This is a genomic window from Haliea salexigens DSM 19537 (genome assembly GCF_000423125.1).
Classification (GTDB): domain Bacteria; phylum Pseudomonadota; class Gammaproteobacteria; order Pseudomonadales; family Halieaceae; genus Haliea; species Haliea salexigens.
In genome coordinates this window covers 120,740-137,571 of the sequence record NZ_AUHJ01000006.1, presented here as the reverse complement: position 1 = coordinate 137,571, position 16,832 = coordinate 120,740, and the positions used below count along the sequence as shown (strand labels likewise).

The window sequence follows — 16,832 nt, the reverse complement described above, 5'->3', positions numbered from 1 at the left end:
CTCGTTTCCTGTGCCGTTAAAGGGTGGTGGGGTCGATTTTGTCTGGGGATATACCCAGGGCCTGCATCGCCTCGACCACAACGGCGGGCTTTAACGCGCCCTCATCTACCAGTGCCCTGAGGGCGGCAAGCACCACAAACTCCCGACTTACTTCAAAGAAACGGCGCAGGCGCTCGCGCGTATCGCTGCGGCCATAACCGTCAGTACCCAATACCGAATAGCGCCTTGGAATAAACTGCCGCAGCTGTTCTGCATGCGCCTTCATATAATCCGTTGCGACCACAACGGGGCCATCGTGGCCCTCCAGCTGCTCGGTAAGATAGGGCACGCGCGGCTCATCTTCCGGGTGCAGCAGGTTCCAGCGCGCCACACGTTTGCCTTCGCGCTGCAGTTCATTGATGCTGGTCAGGCTCCAGATGTCAGCAGCCACACCATAATCCTGCTCCAGCATCACCGCCGCGGCTTCCACTTCGCGCAGGATGGTGCCGGCGCCCATGAGCTGCACCCGCGGGCCCTTCTTGCGCGTGGAACGACGCAGGGAATACAGGCCGCGCACGATCCCTTCCTCAACCCCCTGCGGCATTTCAGGTTGCTGGTAGTTCTCGTTCATGGTGGTGATGTAGTAGAACTTGTTCTCCCCTTCCTGATACATACGGCGCAAACCATCCTGAATGATGATGGCCAGCTCGTAGGCATAGGCGGGGTCGTAGCTCACACAATTGGGAATGGTGCTGGCCAGCAGGTGACTGTGGCCGTCCTGGTGTTGCAGGCCCTCGCCGTTGAGCGTGGTGCGCCCCGCGGTGGCGCCGATCAGGAAGCCGCGGGCCTGGCTGTCGCCGGCGGCCCAGGCCAGGTCGCCAATGCGCTGGAAACCGAACATGGAATAAAAAATGTAGAAGGGCACCATCGGGTAGCCACTGGTGCTGTAAGACGTTGCCGCCGCGATCCACGCGGAGAACGCACCCGCTTCATTGATGCCTTCTTCGAGAATCTGCCCTTTCTGATCCTCCTTGTAAAACATGATCTGGCCGGCGTCCTGCGGTGTGTAACGCTGGCCAACCGAGGAATAAATGCCCAACTGGCGGAACATGCCCTCCATACCGAAAGTGCGCGCTTCATCCGGCACGATGGGTACCACCCGCTCACCGATATGCTTGTCCTTGACCAGGGTGGAGAGCAGCCGGACAAACGCCATGGTGGTGGATATCTCGCGTTTGCCGCTGCCTTTGAGTTGATTGTCGAAAACCGAGAGCTCCGGCGTTTCCAGCAGGTCGAGTTCTTTACGCCGCGCCGGAATCAACCCGCCCAACTCTTCACGCCGCTGCTTCATATAACGCATTTCCGGGCTGTCGGGCGCGGGCCGGTAATACGGCACATCCTTCAGTTCGGAATCGGAAATGGGAATGCCAAACCGGTCGCGGAAGGCTTTCAGGCTGTCCAGATCGAGCTTTTTCAGCGAGTGCGTTTCGTTGTTGGCCTCGCCGGATTCGCCCGTGCCATAGCCCTTCACGGTCATGGCCAGGATGACGGTAGGACGCTCGCTCTGAGCCACCGCGTGGGCATACGCCGCATAAAGCTTGTACGGGTCGTGACCACCGCGGTTGAGGTACATGATGTCGTCGTCCGACAGGTCCTCTACCAGTTCCAGGGTTTCCGGGTACTTACCGAAGAAATGCTCACGGGTGTAGGCACCGCCGTTGTATTTGTAGTTCTGCAACTCGCCGTCGCACACTTCGTCCATGCGCTGCTGCAGCAGGCCGCTGTCGTCGTTTTCCAGCAACGGGTCCCACTTGCGGCCCCAGATGACCTTGAGGACATCCCAACCGGCGCCGCGGAATACCCCCTCGAGCTCCTGGATAATCTTGCCGTTGCCGCGCACCGGACCATCCAGACGCTGCAGGTTGCAGTTGACGACGAAGATGAGATTGCCCAGGCGTTCACGCCCGGCCATGGATATGGCGCCGAGCGACTCAGGCTCATCGCATTCGCCGTCGCCGAGAAAACACCAAACGTTGCGGTCGCCATGATCGAGCAGGCCCCGGCTCTGCTGGTATTTCATGACATGGGCCTGATAAATGGCCTGGATAGGGCCCAGGCCCATGGACACTGTGGGAAACTGCCAGTAATCCGGCATCAGCCAGGGGTGCGGATACGAGGACAGGCCGTTGCCATCCACCTCACGCCGGAAGTTGTCCAGCTGCTCCTCGGTAAGCCGCCCTTCAAGGTAGGAGCGCGCGTACATGCCCGGCGCACTGTGGCCCTGGTAAAACACCAAGTCACCGGGGTGACCGCTCTCGTTGCCGCGGAAGAAATAGTTAAAGCCCACATCGTAAAGCGTGGCGCTGGAAGAGAAGGATGAGATGTGGCCGCCCAGGCCTTCATCGTTGTCGTTCGCCCGCATCACCATGGCCAGGGCATTCCAGCGCACCAGCGAACGAATGCGACGCTCCATGAACAGGTCCCCCGGCATCAGCTTCTCGTCGCGGGGGGCGATGGTATTGCGAAACGGCGTGGTGATCGCCGTAGGCAGGCGTACACCGGTTTCAGTGGCATGCTTGGCAAGCTCGATAAGCAGCTCGGCAGCGCGCTCCGGCCCACTGTAGCGACTCACCGCGTCGAGCGCGTCCATCCATTCCCGTGTTTCGATCGGGTCCTTGTCTTCGGTCATGCGGCTTTAACTCCTGAAACGGGGTGACATGTGAGTGCGCGCTTTTATAAGTTCCAAAAAAGAACCACTTATGCCGTCACATCACTCACACCAGTATAGTCGTTTATGCCAGAAAATGCCTGACTTTGCACGGACGTGCCATGCTTGCGGTACGCCACCGTACACCACCCAGTAACATTCTGCCAACTTGATAGTTCCTTTTTAGAACCCTGATGGGTCTGTTTTCGGCGGCAGCGGCGCTCACACCGCAACCCCTACTGTATGGTGTAAACCCCGAGCCGGGCCTTCACCGCGGCCGCGGATTCCACCGGCTCGCCATGCCCCTGCGGTACTGTGGCGGCCTTGCCCGGTGCTACCAGCAGCAAAGACCGCCGCTCCGCCATGAATACTTGCTCGAAGTACAGGCGCCAGTCCTCCAGCGTGATCGACCGCACCGCATCTGCAAGCTGTTGACGACCGTCAAACGCAAACTCGCGCTTGGCGATAGACTGCCAATAGAACTCCGCACGCTCCCAGAGGTTCTTCTCGGGGCGCAGGATCTCGCCTACCAGCGACTCTCGATAACGCAGGAACTGCTGTTCATCCAGGCTACCCTCCACACTGCCCAGATAGGCTTCCATCGAGGCCATAACTGCTGGCGCCGGGGTGCTGGGGGACTGCACCAGCATCATCAGTCCGGGCACATCGAGCTGGGGCCAGGCGAAGGCGCTGACCACGTAGCCGAGCTGTTGTTCGGTGCGCAGTTGCTGGTAGAACCCGGTCTTGATGATGTGCGCGGTCAATGCGGTTGCGGCGCGATCGCCCCATGCATTACCGGCGCCTTGCAAATACCACCCCACCACAGCGTCATCATGGGGCACGTCAACAACGTACTTGAGGGCGTCACCCGGTGCCAGACGCGTGACTTGCAGTGGTGGCAACGCGGGAGGTTCGCCGGCAGCCAGCAGCGCGCTCACGCGCTCCGCGACCGCCTCAACCTTGTCTGCCGTGTAATTGCCATAGAGCAGGGTTTCCGCTGTCGCGCCGCCCCAGAATCTCTGCACCCACGTATCCAGAGCGGTCAGATTCATGGCAAGCAAGGCATCAATCAGCGGCTGCTCACCCCACTCTCCGTGCAGCAGTGCTTCGCGAGCATCGTCCATCACCTGGCTGCTAGGCCGTTTGGCCACCGCGTTGCGCAGGCTGCGCACCATATCGGCGCGGATATTAATGAACCGCTGTTCACTGAAGCTGGCGCCATCAATCGCTGCCAGCAAGCGGTCCAGCAGGCGCTGCTGCTTGTCATCGTAACCGCTGATGCGCAGGCTGATACCCTGGGCATGCTTGTAGACGTCAAAATCCAGGCCGGCCAGAAGCGCTGGATAGGTGAACTCGTTGACCGCATCCTTCAACAACGCGGTATACAACAGTGCCGCAGCCGCCTGCTGCGGTGTTGCGCCCACCTCGGGCGAACGGAAGTTGATATAGAGCGCTCCCCGGGGCACCCCGAACTCGGTGTCCTGCCCGAACCACACGGTCTGCCTTGCGCTTTCGAAGGCGCGTTGCGGCGCCTGCGCTACCGGCTCATCAACCACCAGGCTGACATCCTCCGCGATAAATTCGTTGGGCGCCGGCAGTGACATCGCGGTATCAGGCGCGGGCGCGGTCCAGCGCGCCAGCCGCTCTGCGCTCACCGGCTGTACACTGTAGGGCACCTCATAATAGGGGCTCTCCCGGTCCACGGCGGCGGAGGCATGGCTGAGGGTGACCAGTGCATTCCCCGGCACCAGCGCTGCCTGCAGCTCGCTGATCAGCTCAGGTGAGTACTCACTCATCACGCTGCCGCCGCGCAGGATATCCACGGGGGCGTACTCATGCATACCGCTGGCCAGAGCGCTGACATAGCTGATCGGGTTGGCCTGCTCACGGAAGCGGAACTGCAACTCCGCGAGGCGCGCTTGCTCCTCGTACAGCCGCTGCTGTGGCCCGTTGGCACGCAGCATTTCAAGGTAACTGAACAGGAGTTGCAAAACCCGGTCCTGCTGCGCAAGCCCCTCCTCAGTCAGGCCAATGCTGATACTGAACAGGGCGCCGCCCCGCCAGCCCAGGCCAGAGCCGGCGGCGAGGGTTTCGGCAAGCCCCTCCGCCTTGAGCTGCGATAACAGGCTGCCTTTGCCCTCGTGTCCCACCAGATTGCCCAGGTAGGCGAGCGGATTGCTGCGATACTCAGCCCGGTAATCCGCCACCGGGAATGACACCTCAAGCTGACGCAGGGTCGCCTGGGGCTGCACCTGCAGCAGCATCGGCAGGCTCTCGGGCGTAAAAAGCGGGGCGGCAATGTCAGCAACCTCCGTATCGCGGTTGGGAACGTCACTGAACAACGGCGTTACCAGGGCCTCGAGCTCATCCAGCGACTCCGCGCCAAATACCACCAGGCGCATTTTGTTGGCCGAATAGTGTTGCTCGTAGAAGCGCAGCAGGTCCTCGCGAATGGGTTGTTCCGGGGTATCCGCCAGTGTTTGCAGGCTGCCAACTGTAAAAGCGCTGAAGGGGTGCGCCGGGTTCATGACATCCTGCAGCACGTCCAGTCCGCGGCGTGAATCACTGCGCAGGCCCATCTGGTACTCGGCCTCCACCGCGTTCATCTCGCGCTCAACGTAGACAGCGTCAAACCGCGGGGCAACAAAGAACTGGGCAAACCGGTCCAGAGCACCGGGCAGGTACCCCGCCTGGATGTCAAAGAAGTAATTGGTGTGCTCAAAGCTGGTGTAGGCATTGTGACTGCCGCCATGCTGGGCGATGAACTGCTGGTAGTCACCCGCCTCCGGGAACTTGTCGGTACCCAGGAACAGCATGTGCTCGAGAAAATGTGCCAGGCCCTCGCGACCGGGCGGGTTGTCTCCACTGCCTACCAGCACATCAAGCGACGCGGCGGCCTTGGGGGCTTCGGGATCGGAAATGAGCAACACTTCGAGCTGGTTGGGCAGGGTGAGGTAACGGTACCCGTAGTCGTCATTAGGGCTCTTGACTGGCTGCGGCTGCCCCACAGGCACACTGGCACAGGCGGCCAGCAACGCGAGCACAGAAAAGAGGGCCAGTGCGCTGCGCCACTGTCCAAACCGGAATGTTTGCATGATTTACTCCAGACTGCGTTGGTTATCACCCTCTGCGGGCGTGGGCCAGGCGTTGATCACCGCCTTGATCAGGGTTGCCAGGGGAATGGCGAAAAACACACCCCAGAGACCCCAGATGCCGCCGAAAAACAGCACCGCCAGGATGATGGCGACCGGGTGCAAATTGACTGCCTCGGAGAACAGCAAAGGCACCAGCACATTGCCGTCCAACCCCTGGATGACAAAGTAGACCGCCATCAGCCAATAAAATTCATTGGTGAAGCCCCACTGGAAGAAGCCCACCAGCAAGACGGGCAGTGTTACCAGGGCTGCCCCCAGGTAGGGAATGATCACCGACAGGCCAACGCACAGGGCCAGCAGCGCGGCGTAGTTGAGGTCCAGGAAGGTGAAGCTGACATAGCTGACCGAGCCCACGATGAGGATCTCCAGCACCTTGCCGCGCGCATAATTGGCCACCTGCGTATCCATTTCCGACCAGATACGACGCAATAGGGGCCGCTCAGTGGGCAGGAAGGTCGCCAGCCAGGCGAGAATCTGCCGCCGATCCTTGAGAAAGAAGAAGACCAGAATCGGAATCAGGATCATGTAGACCAGCAGCGTGAGTATGCTGGGAATGGTCGCGAGTGAACGGGTAACCACCTGCTGTCCAAGCCCGCCGAGCTCCGCCTGTGCCAGAGCGACCATCTGATTGATCTGCTGCTGGCTGACCACATCCGGGTAGCGTCCGGGCAACAGAACGAGCAGCTCACGGCCCTGCTCGAGCATGCGCGGCATTTCCGCAGCCAGCGCCACCAGCTGGCGCCACACCAGCGGCAGCAGCCCCAGCGTGACGCCGAAGAAAATGCCCACAAAGAGCGTGTAGGCAACACTCACACCAACCCAGCCAGGCAGGCCGCGCCGCTCCAGCCGTCCCGCCAGGCCTTGCATCAGGTAGGCGAGGACGATTGAAGCCACCACCGGCGCCAGGATATCGCCGATCGTTGCCAGCAAGACCACCGCCAGGAGCAGCAGTACCAGCAATAGCACCGACTCTTCCTCGAAAAGGTAGCGCTTGTACCATTTGTTGAAGATATCCAGCATGCAGCAGCTTCCCGTCGCCTAACGCTTTTTCAGAAGATAGGTGTAAACACCATCACACTCGTCAGCGGCCAACAACTGATGGCCGGACTGTTCGGCGAACACGCGAAAGTCCCGCTGTGACCCCCGGTCGGTTGCCAGTACGCGTAGACAGGCACCGGATGGCAAGCCGTTCAGCGCCCGTTTTGCCAGCAACAGGGGCATGGGGCAGTCCAGCCCTTGGGCATCAACCTCCTCCACCGCTTCGTCCGCTGCCCGCATCGCTCACTCACCTCGCCGATTCGCCGCGCAGTATATCGGTTCATCCCATACACCCCAACAGCGCTGAACTTTTCCAGCAAACCGTCATCACAAGGACTGCGACCGTGCTGGGCCGCTCGCGCGCCCTTAACGTACAATACAGTGATTGCCGTCGACCCGCGCGGCCTGGATCAAACGTGGTATGTGTTGAGCGTATGCTGCTCCAAGTCTTCAAACCCAAGCACCTGAGCGCTGCCCTGCTGGTGGCGATGCTGCCGCTGGCACCGGTTCAGGCTGTGGAAGGGCTCAAGCTGCCGAATCTGGGCGAGTCCAGCACCAGCCTGTTTTCCGCGGAGTACGAATACCAACTGGGTAGAACCTGGCTGAAAATTTTTCGCAGCCAGGCGACCACCATGGACGACCCGCTGCTCTTCGATTACCTGGAGGACCTGATTTACCGCTTGGTGATACACAGCCAGCTGGAGGATCGGCGCATTGACCTTGTGCTGGTCGACAACCCCACCATCAACGCCTTTGCGGTACCGGGCGGCGTCATCGGCGTGCACAACGGCCTGCTGATGTACGCCCAGACAGAAGACGAACTGGCCTCGGTGCTGGCCCACGAAATTGCCCACCTGAGCCAGCGCCATTTTTCGCGGCGGGTTGAGTTTCAGCGCAATCAGCAGCCCCTGAACCTGGCCGCCATGCTGGCGGGTTTTGTGCTGCTCGCCACAGCCGGCGGTGACGCCGGGATGGCAGCACTGTCGGCCGCACAGGCAGCGGCACAGGACTCCGCACTGCGCTACAGCCGCAGCAACGAGGCGGAAGCTGATCGCGTTGGCATGCAGACGCTGGTGGCAGCTGGGCTGGATCCCCATGCAACCCCCGCGATGTTCGAGCGCATGCTGCAGGCATCGCGTTACACCAGCGGCAACCGCATACCGGAATTCCTGCGCACTCACCCGCTGTCGGAAAACCGCATCGCCGACACGCGCAACCGGGCGCGGCAATACACCAGCCCGGCCCGGGAAGACGACCTGCAATACCAGTTGATGCGGGCCAGGGTGACCAATCACCTCGCCGCCACGCCGGAAGCCGCCATTCAGCAGTTTCGCGGCGAGCTGGACGGCAATACACGATCACGCGAGGCATCTACCTACGGTCTGGTGCTGGCGCTCACGGATGCGGGCCGGGTGGATCAGGCCGCGCTTGAGCTCGACAGCATCTGGTCCGGCGATGCTGACCGTCTCGAGTACAAACTCGCCAATGCGGAAATACTGATGACGCGCGGGGAGCCGGGCAAGGCAGCCGAGCTATTGGAACGCGAACTGAAGCTATCGCCCGGCAGTCACCCGCTGGCCATGGCCTATGCCCGTGCGTTGATGCGCGACAGGAAACCGCACATTTCGGAAGCCGTGTTGCTGGAGCAGAGCAAGGTACGCCCCGAGGACCCGGCGCTATGGTACCTGCTGGCTGAGGTACAGGGACTGTCCGGAAATATCGTCGGCCTGCACCAGTCGCGCGCCGAGTACTTCATTCTCAATGGCAACCTTGGCGAAGCGGAAAAACAGTTGAGCTATGCACTGAAACTGGTCGGCTCGAACCACGTGGCGGCGGCGAGAATCAACGAGCGCCTGGTTGACATCAACACCCTGCGCGAGCGCATGGACATCTGATCAGGCGTTGCCGATGACGCCCTTGTTGAGATTGGCAGCAAAATCCAGCATACGGCGCAGCGGCACCATCGCCTGCCGGCCAATCGCCGGGTCCACAAACACTTCATTGTCGTTGCGCTCGAACACCTGGTCCAGCGCCTGCAACTCGTTCATCGCCATCCACGGACAGTTGGCGCAGCTGCGGCACGTTGCGCCATTGCCGGCAGTGGGCGCGATGATGAACTCCTTGCCCGGTGCCTGCTGCTGCAGTTTGTAGAAAATGCCCTGGTCCGTCGCCACGATGAAGCGTGGATTGGGAAGCTCCTGTGCCGCGCGAATGATCTGCGTTGTGGAGCCCACGCGGTCGGCCAACTCCAGCACCGCTGCCGGCGACTCCGGGTGCACCAGCACCGCGGCATCCGGGTAAACACGCTTGAGATCCGCTATGCCACGGGCCTTGAATTCCTCATGCACAATGCAGGCGCCATCCCACATGAGGATGTCTGCCCCCGTCTGGCTGCGCACATAGTCGCCCAAGTGGCGGTCCGGGGCCCAGATGATTTTCTTGCCCTGTGCGGCGAGGTGCTCGGCAACATCCAGCGCAATGCTCGACGTCACCACCCAATCCGCGCGCGCCTTCACGGCGGCGGAGGTATTGGCATATACCACGACTTCGCGGTCCGGATGCGCATCACAGAACGCGGAGAACTCCTCAATGGGGCAACCCAGATCCAGAGAGCAGGTCGCCTCCAGGGTGGGCATGAGCACACGCTTGTCCGGGGTGAGAATTTTCGCCGTTTCCCCCATGAATCGCACACCCGCGACGATAAGCGTAGTGGCCGGGTGATCGTGACCGAAGCGCGCCATTTCGAGGGAGTCTGACACACAGCCCCCGGTAGCCTCGGCCAGCGCCTGAATCGCGGGCGCCGTGTAATAGTGCGCAACGATAACGGCGTTCTCCGCCTGCAAGCGTCGGCCAATGCGGTCACACAGCTCGCGCTCACGCGCAGGGCTCATTTCACTGCGTTCAGCGTTATCCAGGTGAATCTGAACCTGTTTGCGGATGGATTCCAGCTTGTCGGAAGCAATGCTCATGCTCGGCCTGTCGTGCGCAAGGGCGGGCGATTCTAGCACAATTTGCCCCTGTGTCGCCGGGCCCCAGACGGCCAACATCATGGCTGGTGCGCAGAAAATACTGTGAAAGCGCCTGCATTTGCGAAAAATTACTAGAATTTCTCTCATATACTACGTATAACCTCATGTTATATATAGAATAACAAGCTACATAAACACGCTGTTGAGGGCCCCGGGCTCTCTCACAGCGCACAGTAAAGCGCGGGGAACCTGTGGATCTGCGAACGATTCTGGCGATTTCAGCCAATAAAACAGATCATCTGATCCTGGCGGATTGCCTGGATCGTGCCGAGCCCAGCCGCTTCAGGCTTAACAGCAAAACCGCTCTCGAACGCCCACTCGACACCCTGATGGATCCGGCGATCGATGCCGTTATCCTGGCCGCCGGGCCGGAGACCGATTACCTGCTGCGCCTGGCGCAGAAGCACGTGCCATCACTGCCGATTATCCTTCTGCGTGACAACATGCCCGACAGCGAGCAGCTGCGACAGTTGCGCGATAGTGGCGCGCAGGACTATCTCGTCCGCGGGCAACTGCAGGACCCGATGTTGCATCGTCTGCTCGACTACAGCATCGAATTGAAGCAGGCACGCACCACCATCAGCGAACTGTCCAGCCGCGACGCACTGACCGGAGCACTCAACCGCGCGGGCTTTCGCGCGCACCTCGAACGCGCCATGCAGCGTTCGCAGCGCTACCGTTTCAAAACCGGCCTGCTCTATCTCAATATCGACCAATTCACCAATATCAACGACCACTACGGTGAACAGAACGGTGATGCCGTCATCCAGGCACTGAGCCAGCGCATGCTGAGCAAATTGCGCAGCAGTGACAGCATCGCGCGGCTCGGGGGCGACGAGTTTGCGGTTGTACTGGAAGACGTGGGTACGCCCGCTGACATGGCCCGTATCGCCGACAAGATGCTGCAGGCGATTGCGGCCCCTTACTATCTGGAGGGCCAACACGTCGCCATCGACGCCAGCATCGGCGGCGCACTCTTCGCGGATGACGCCGCCAACATGAGTGAACTGATGGATCACGCGCGCAGTGCCATGCTGCAGGCCAAGGCCATCCCCGGCTGCCGCTTCGTGGCCTACAGCGACCACCTGCAGTTTGATATGCAGGGCAGCAGCACATTGGCCGCCGAACTGCGGGTTGCCGCACGACACAACCAGTTCGAACTGCACTATCAGCCGCGGATGGATCTCGAGCGCGGACGTCTTGCCGGGCTGGAAGCGCTACTGCGCTGGAACCACCCCCAGCGCGGGCTTATTTGCCCGGGCGAGTTTATCGCCGAGTGCGAAGACATGGGCCTGATGAAAACCATTGGCTACCAGGTCATTCAGCATGCCTGCTGTGCGCTCAACTGGCTGGGCGACCAGCACATGGATGATGTGGTAGTAGCGGTCAACATTTCCTTCTCGCAGATTCAGGACGACCGTTTCATCGCCGCGGTCAAAGATACCTTGCAGCGCACAGGCGCAAACCCCGCACTACTGGAATTCGAACTCACAGAAACCACCATCCTCAAGGACCCCGCCGCCATCAAGGCGAGCATGCACGAACTGATGCAGTTGGGCATCCGCTTTTCCCTGGATGACTTTGGCACGGGCTTCTCGCAGCTTACGCACCTCACTGAGCTACCTATTTCAGCCATCAAAGTGGATGCGGCGTTCGTGCGCGACCTGCCGCACAATGTGCAACAGGCGGCGGTTTGTAGCCTCATTATCGAAATGGCGCGCCGGCTGGAAATTGAAGTGATCGCCGAGGGCGTTGAGAATCACGAACAGGTCAGCTTCCTGCGCAGCCAGAATTGCGAGCAGGTTCAGGGTTTCTACTACAGCAAGGCCATTCCGCTACAGCAGCTGCCGCGCTTTGTGCAGGAACAGCGTTTCAAACAGCGGGAGCGCATCTCATCCTGACATTTTGTAACACACCCCACGATAGGCAGAACTTCTGGGCTGCCTACGCGAAAGAGACCTATGCGGTAACGACATGGGATGATAGCCTTGTTCGCTCTTCCGGTTGCCGCGCATAACGTACTGATGCAAAACCCCAGCTCGCATACGATACGCGCAAAAATTCTGGTCTGCGACGACGACCAGATTGTGCGGTTGCTGACACGCCAGTGTCTGGAAGCAGAAGATATGGTTGTTGTCGAGGCGAGCAGCGGCCCGGAAGCACTGGAAATGTTCACCCGGGAACGGCCGGACCTCGTGTTCCTTGATGTTGAAATGCCGGGCATGAGCGGGCTTGAAGTGTGCAAGCTCATTCGCGAGATGCCGCAGGGCGAATCCATACCCATCATGATCGTCACTGGCTCCGATGATCGCGAGTCGATTGATCTCGGCTTTGACGCCGGTGCCACTCAATACAAAACCAAACCGGTCAACTGGTCACTACTGGGGCGGGACGTGCAGTACATGTTGCGCGCCAGCCAGGCGTTCAACTCCTTGCGCCGACAAGAAGACCGGCTGCGCTACCTGGCCTACTACGATCCACTGACTAACCTGCCAAACAGGCGCAATTTCAATGAACAACTGGTGCGCATTCTGAAGCGCAGCCAGCGCCGTAGTTCCTATGCGGCCCTGCTCTTCATCGACCTGGATAATTTCAAGCGCATCAATGACTCAATCGGCCACGGGCGAGGCGACCGACTACTGGTAGAAATTGCCAAGCGCCTGACGCTGGAATTGCGCCAGGACGATGCTATCAACTTCTTCAGCGACGATGATGACGACGATGACGCCAGCGGTGATGGCAGCGCGGAAATCGCGCGCCTGGGCGGTGACGAGTTCACCGTCGTGTTGTCAGATGTGCCCGACAAACAACATGTAGAAGGGATTGCAAGGCGGATTCTTGAAAGCCTCTCGCAACCCATCGCACTACAATCACACAACCCGGTTGTTACGCCCAGCATCGGGATCGCCATTTACCCAACGGACGGCGAAGACCCTGACAGCCTCATTCGCAACGCGGACACAGCCATGTACGTGGCAAAGGCCGCGGGCCGGGCCTGCTACCGCTTTTACAACGAAGAAATGAATGCCAAGGCCGTTGAACAGCTCAAAATGGAAGAAGAGTTGCGCCACGGCATGCAGGCAGGCGAGCTGGAGCTGCGCTATCAGCCACAGGTAGAGGTTGCTACCGGCAACGTGGTGAGCCTGGAAGCACTGGTACGCTGGAAGCACCCGGTACGCGGCATGGTATCACCCGCGGAGTTCATCCCGGTCGCCGAGCGTACCGGGCAGATCATTGAGCTCGGTGAATGGGTAATGACCCAGGTCGCCAAGGACTGCCAGTACTGGGACAGCCTCGGCTTGCCGTCATTCCGCGTGAGTGTGAACATCTCCCCCTTGCAGTTCAACCAGAGTGGCCTATCGGGCTTCGTGCGCGGATTCCTCGAAAACTCCAAGATGCTGCCACATCGCCTGGAGCTGGAGCTTACCGAGGGCGCCATCATGACCGATGCGGAAGCGAACATCGTCAAGCTGAAAGAGCTCAAGGCCATTGGTCTCGACCTGGCGGTGGACGACTTCGGGACCGGCTATTCATCCCTGAGTTACCTCAAGCGTTTCCCAATTGACACCCTGAAAATCGATCAGAGCTTCATTGCCGATCTTGGCAGCCCGGACGGTGCCGCGATCATCGATGCGATTCTCGCCCTGTCGCGCACTCTCAACCTGCGCGTGATTGCAGAGGGCATCGAAACCGCCGAACAGATGCGCTACCTGGTCGACAAACAGTGTGATCTGCTGCAGGGATATTTCTTTTCCATCCCTGTGTACCCCGAGGACGTGCCCAACCTGCTGCGACACAACTTTTCCGAGCAACTCGCCTCGGGCCAGTAAATTGGCCAATCGCAAACCAGCTCGTATGAATTTCGGGTCACTGTGGCTCACTGCCGTTCTGTGCCTCCCCCTCCTGTCACGTGCTGCAGCACCAGATAACGAACCTCTGTTGATAATGCTGCAGGGCGATTCAGTGCAGGAGCTGCGCGAACTGGTGGAACGCGCAGGGGGGAGCGTGACGCACGACCTGCCAATCATCAACGCCTTGGGCGCCTCCGTGACGGCGCAACAACTCGAGCAGATTCGCAGCTCCCCCGTGATTTCACGACTGATTGACGACCTGTCGATGGATATGTCCGAGCCCTTGCCGCCGCCTGATGCCACGGCATGCGCGCTGGGCGGCGCGCTGGAGGCTCACCTTGGCAGCAAGACGCTGGAGTGGGCGATTCATAACCTCGGCGAAGCAACCGACCGCCTGAAGAGCGTGGAGCTCTCCTGGCCAGCCGGTCTTGGCTCCGAGCTGCATGCACAGCTGGGAAAGGCCACACTCGAGCTTTCTCCGGCCACGCTCGATGGCGAGGACCGATGGCAGACAACCACGGACCTGGCGGAAGCAGCGGCGGGCCCGCAGCCCGGCACCCGCACACAATTCAGCATCACCTTTCCCGCCAGTAATTCTGACTTGCACGACCAGTGGCAGCAGAGCGATTTCCAGATAACACTGCTATTCGGCACAAGCTGCACATTGAAGCTCATCCCCGGCTACGCCGACTACCTATCCGACACCTATTACCCGCGCGTTTCAGGCGCCGCAGACCTCCATCGACACGGCATTACAGGGCGTGGTGTTACGGTAGCGGTGCTCGACTCCGGCCTGTGGGAACACCCTGCAATGGCCACCGATACCGAAGGTGAGCCCCGCATCATTGGCCGCTATGACGCCATAGACAACAGAGCCAGCGTGCCGGTGCCCGACGCCAGTGGACACGGCACACACATGAGCAGCGTTATCGCAAACAGTGAGCGAGTGCTCACACATGGGCAACCAGATGGCAGCTACAAGGGCATTGCACCGGACGCGCAGCTGGTCGCGATTAAAGCCTTCGACGACGAAGGGCAAGGTGACTTCCTGGACATCGTGCGCGGCATACAGTGGGTCGTGGAGCACCGCGAGCAGCTCAACATTCGGGTGCTGAACCTGTCATTTGCCGCCCGCCCCCGCTGGCCCTACTTCCTCGACCCGATCAATCAGGCACTCATGCAGGCCTGGGCAGCGGGCATTACCGTCGTCGCGGCCGCGGGCAACGAGGGCCCAGAACCGATGACCATCGGCTCGCCCGGAAATCTGCCCTACATTATCACTGTAGGTGCCTACACCGATTCCTGGACCGTGGATGACAGGAATGATGACTATATTCCGGGGTTCTCGTCACGTGGCCCAACGCCCAGCGGACACATCAAGCCAGACCTGGTTGCCCCTGGAGGCCATATCGCCGGCCTCGCAAGCCCAGGTAGCACACTCACCCGCAAACACCCCAACTACATGATCAGCAGCGGAGAGCTGGTCATGACCGGCACCTCGCAGGCCAGCGCACTCGTCTCAGGCATTGCCGCGCTACTCCTGCAACTGGAACCGGAGCTGACACCCGACGACGTCAAATGCAAACTGATGAGCAGCGCAGAGCCCGCGATTCACCAAAACGGGCGCCTCTACTACAGCCCGTTCCTGCAAGGTAGCGGAGCAGTCAGCGCAACCCGCGCTGTAACCCTCGGTACTACAGGCTGCGGCAACCAGGGCCTGGATATCGCACGGGACATCCGCGGCGAGACGCATTACGAAGGCCCCGCAATAGTGGGCGACACCAGGGAGCCCACCTTGCCGGGCCTGCAGGACCTGCTGACACCCAAGCCAACCGAAGATGCACCCTCCGACGCCCTCAGGTGGGGCGCTAAGGCTCACATTGAACGCGAAGACGGCGAGCCACCCAGCGCGGACTTGCCGGTGGATTGGCTGGAAATCTACACTGCAGAGCGCAGCAGAATCGAAGCGCTTTCCCGCCAAGATAACGGTGAGTCACCTCGCTGATACCCCCCTGCCCCGGCGTATAACCCAAATGGGGCAAGCGCTAAAAAGCACTCCACTAAAAATCACTTTCCATATATTTTTCAAAAGCTTACAAGCACCTATCTCACCCAGAACATGAGTGGGCGGACGACCACGTCAATACTGTAGAAATACAGTGCCCCAAACTGGTTATGGAAACCTCTTCAACCTCCCCTCCCAGCTCCCTATAACAGTACCGAGCGCCGCAAAAACGCGGCACAAAATGCCTCTCACGGACGAGATAGGGTTGGAAAATTTAGGCCACTGGGGTGGCGAAAACCATGCGATGGGGCAGACTACTGATGAAAAACCTTTCGAATATCTTTAAGCAGAGCGTGGCGTTATCAGCGCTTATCGTCGCTGGACCCGTGCTGGCCGACTCAAGCTTCACTCAGATCAATGTTGCCAACAGCTCCGCAACAGTTCACAAAGTCGCACACGGACTGGCAAAAACTGTCAACTATCAGTCCACGAGCGGATATAAGTGGGGCAACGCTGGCGCTACTGACACCGCGGCACCCGCAAAATGGGCAGATGCGGAAGCAGAGTCGACAAGCTACAAGTGGGCGATGACGGAAAACACCAATACCCAGAGTTCGACAGAAGTGCAATCAGCTTCGACCAGCCTCGAGTTCACTTGGGGAGAATCTAGCGTTGCTTCAGAAACTGGCTACAAGTGGGGCTTCCGCAGCTATGCCGACCAGGCTGGCTACAAGTGGGGCTTCCGCAGCTACGCCGACCAGGCAGGCTACAAGTGGGGCTTCCGAAGCTACGCGGACCAGGCGGGCTACAAGTGGGGCTTCCGCAGCTACGCCGACCAGGCCGGCTACAAATGGGGCTTCCGCAGCTATGCCGACCAAGCTGGCTACAAGTGGGGCTTCCGCAGCTACGCCGACCAAGCCGGCTACAAGTGGAGCCTTCGATAAACACGTAAGCACATGAAGAACTGAAAGGGAGGCATTGCCTCCCTTTTTTATTTGAATTCCTCTTTATACATCTCCCGATCAGACATAACCAAACAGATTGATTACACTGGAGCTATCTAAAGAC

General features: G+C 60.0%; 10 protein-coding genes. 5 read left to right on the top strand and 5 right to left on the bottom strand.

Going from position 1 to position 16,832, the window contains the following annotated elements:
* Positions 1 to 16: 16 nt before the first annotated feature.
* The 4 genes from aceE to G533_RS0108700 all read right to left on the bottom strand — a co-directional run bounded on the left by aceE (position 17) and on the right by G533_RS0108700 (position 7,119).
* Positions 17 to 2,668, bottom strand: a complete 2,652-nt coding sequence (gene aceE / locus G533_RS0108715) for a pyruvate dehydrogenase (acetyl-transferring), homodimeric type (protein ID WP_027949626.1) — start codon at positions 2,666 to 2,668, stop codon at positions 17 to 19.
* Between the two features lie 254 nt (positions 2,669 to 2,922).
* On the bottom strand, positions 2,923 to 5,781 hold the full coding sequence (locus G533_RS21235; RefSeq protein WP_084638899.1) for an insulinase family protein: 2,859 nt from the start codon (positions 5,779 to 5,781) through the stop codon (positions 2,923 to 2,925).
* A gap of 3 nt (positions 5,782 to 5,784) precedes the next feature.
* Positions 5,785 to 6,861 (bottom strand): AI-2E family transporter, encoded by a 1,077-nt coding sequence (locus G533_RS0108705; RefSeq protein WP_027949625.1) that lies wholly within the window; start codon positions 6,859 to 6,861, stop codon positions 5,785 to 5,787.
* 18 nt (positions 6,862 to 6,879) lie between these two features.
* On the bottom strand, positions 6,880 to 7,119 hold the full coding sequence (locus tag G533_RS0108700; protein WP_027949624.1) for a sulfurtransferase TusA family protein: 240 nt from the start codon (positions 7,117 to 7,119) through the stop codon (positions 6,880 to 6,882).
* Positions 7,120 to 7,313: 194 nt separating this feature from the next.
* Between G533_RS0108700 and G533_RS0108695 the strand changes: the two genes are divergently transcribed.
* Positions 7,314 to 8,774 (top strand): M48 family metalloprotease, encoded by a 1,461-nt coding sequence (locus G533_RS0108695; RefSeq protein ID WP_027949623.1) that lies wholly within the window; start codon positions 7,314 to 7,316, stop codon positions 8,772 to 8,774.
* Here the strand turns inward: G533_RS0108695 and nadA are convergent, their stop codons facing one another.
* Positions 8,775 to 9,848: a quinolinate synthase NadA gene (gene nadA, locus G533_RS0108690; protein ID WP_027949622.1), complete on the bottom strand. Its 1,074-nt coding sequence runs from the start codon at positions 9,846 to 9,848 to the stop codon at positions 8,775 to 8,777.
* A gap of 251 nt (positions 9,849 to 10,099) precedes the next feature.
* Between nadA and G533_RS0108685 the strand changes: the two genes are divergently transcribed.
* The 4 genes from G533_RS0108685 to G533_RS21230 all read left to right on the top strand — a co-directional run bounded on the left by G533_RS0108685 (position 10,100) and on the right by G533_RS21230 (position 16,708).
* Entirely contained in the window at positions 10,100 to 11,809 is a 1,710-nt protein-coding gene (locus G533_RS0108685) for a putative bifunctional diguanylate cyclase/phosphodiesterase (protein WP_027949621.1), read from the top strand.
* 123 nt (positions 11,810 to 11,932) lie between these two features.
* Positions 11,933 to 13,738, top strand: coding sequence for a two-component system response regulator (locus G533_RS0108680; protein WP_035527330.1), 1,806 nt, complete (start codon positions 11,933 to 11,935; stop codon positions 13,736 to 13,738).
* 115 nt (positions 13,739 to 13,853) lie between these two features.
* Positions 13,854 to 15,764, top strand: coding sequence for a S8 family peptidase (locus G533_RS0108675; protein WP_240472408.1), 1,911 nt, complete (start codon positions 13,854 to 13,856; stop codon positions 15,762 to 15,764).
* A 320-nt stretch (positions 15,765 to 16,084) separates the two neighbouring features.
* A complete protein-coding gene (locus tag G533_RS21230; RefSeq protein ID WP_035527327.1) occupies positions 16,085 to 16,708 on the top strand; it encodes a hypothetical protein in 624 nt (207 codons plus the stop codon).
* Positions 16,709 to 16,832 lie beyond the last annotated feature (124 nt).

Bases quoted from the DNA above. Each gene is read 5' to 3' on its own strand.
- aceE (WP_027949626.1), bottom strand. From the start codon at position 2,668: ATGACCGAAGACAAGGACCCGATCGAAACACGGGAATGGATGGACGCG.
- G533_RS21235 (WP_084638899.1), bottom strand. From the start codon at position 5,781: ATGCAAACATTCCGGTTTGGACAGTGGCGCAGCGCACTGGCCCTCTTT.
- G533_RS0108705 (WP_027949625.1), bottom strand. From the start codon at position 6,861: ATGCTGGATATCTTCAACAAATGGTACAAGCGCTACCTTTTCGAGGAA.
- G533_RS0108700 (WP_027949624.1), bottom strand. From the start codon at position 7,119: ATGCGGGCAGCGGACGAAGCGGTGGAGGAGGTTGATGCCCAAGGGCTG.
- G533_RS0108695 (WP_027949623.1), top strand. From the start codon at position 7,314: ATGCTGCTCCAAGTCTTCAAACCCAAGCACCTGAGCGCTGCCCTGCTG.
- nadA (WP_027949622.1), bottom strand. From the start codon at position 9,848: ATGAGCATTGCTTCCGACAAGCTGGAATCCATCCGCAAACAGGTTCAG.
- G533_RS0108680 (WP_035527330.1), top strand. From the start codon at position 11,933: ATGCAAAACCCCAGCTCGCATACGATACGCGCAAAAATTCTGGTCTGC.
- G533_RS0108675 (WP_240472408.1), top strand. From the start codon at position 13,854: ATGCTGCAGGGCGATTCAGTGCAGGAGCTGCGCGAACTGGTGGAACGC.
- G533_RS21230 (WP_035527327.1), top strand. From the start codon at position 16,085: ATGAAAAACCTTTCGAATATCTTTAAGCAGAGCGTGGCGTTATCAGCG.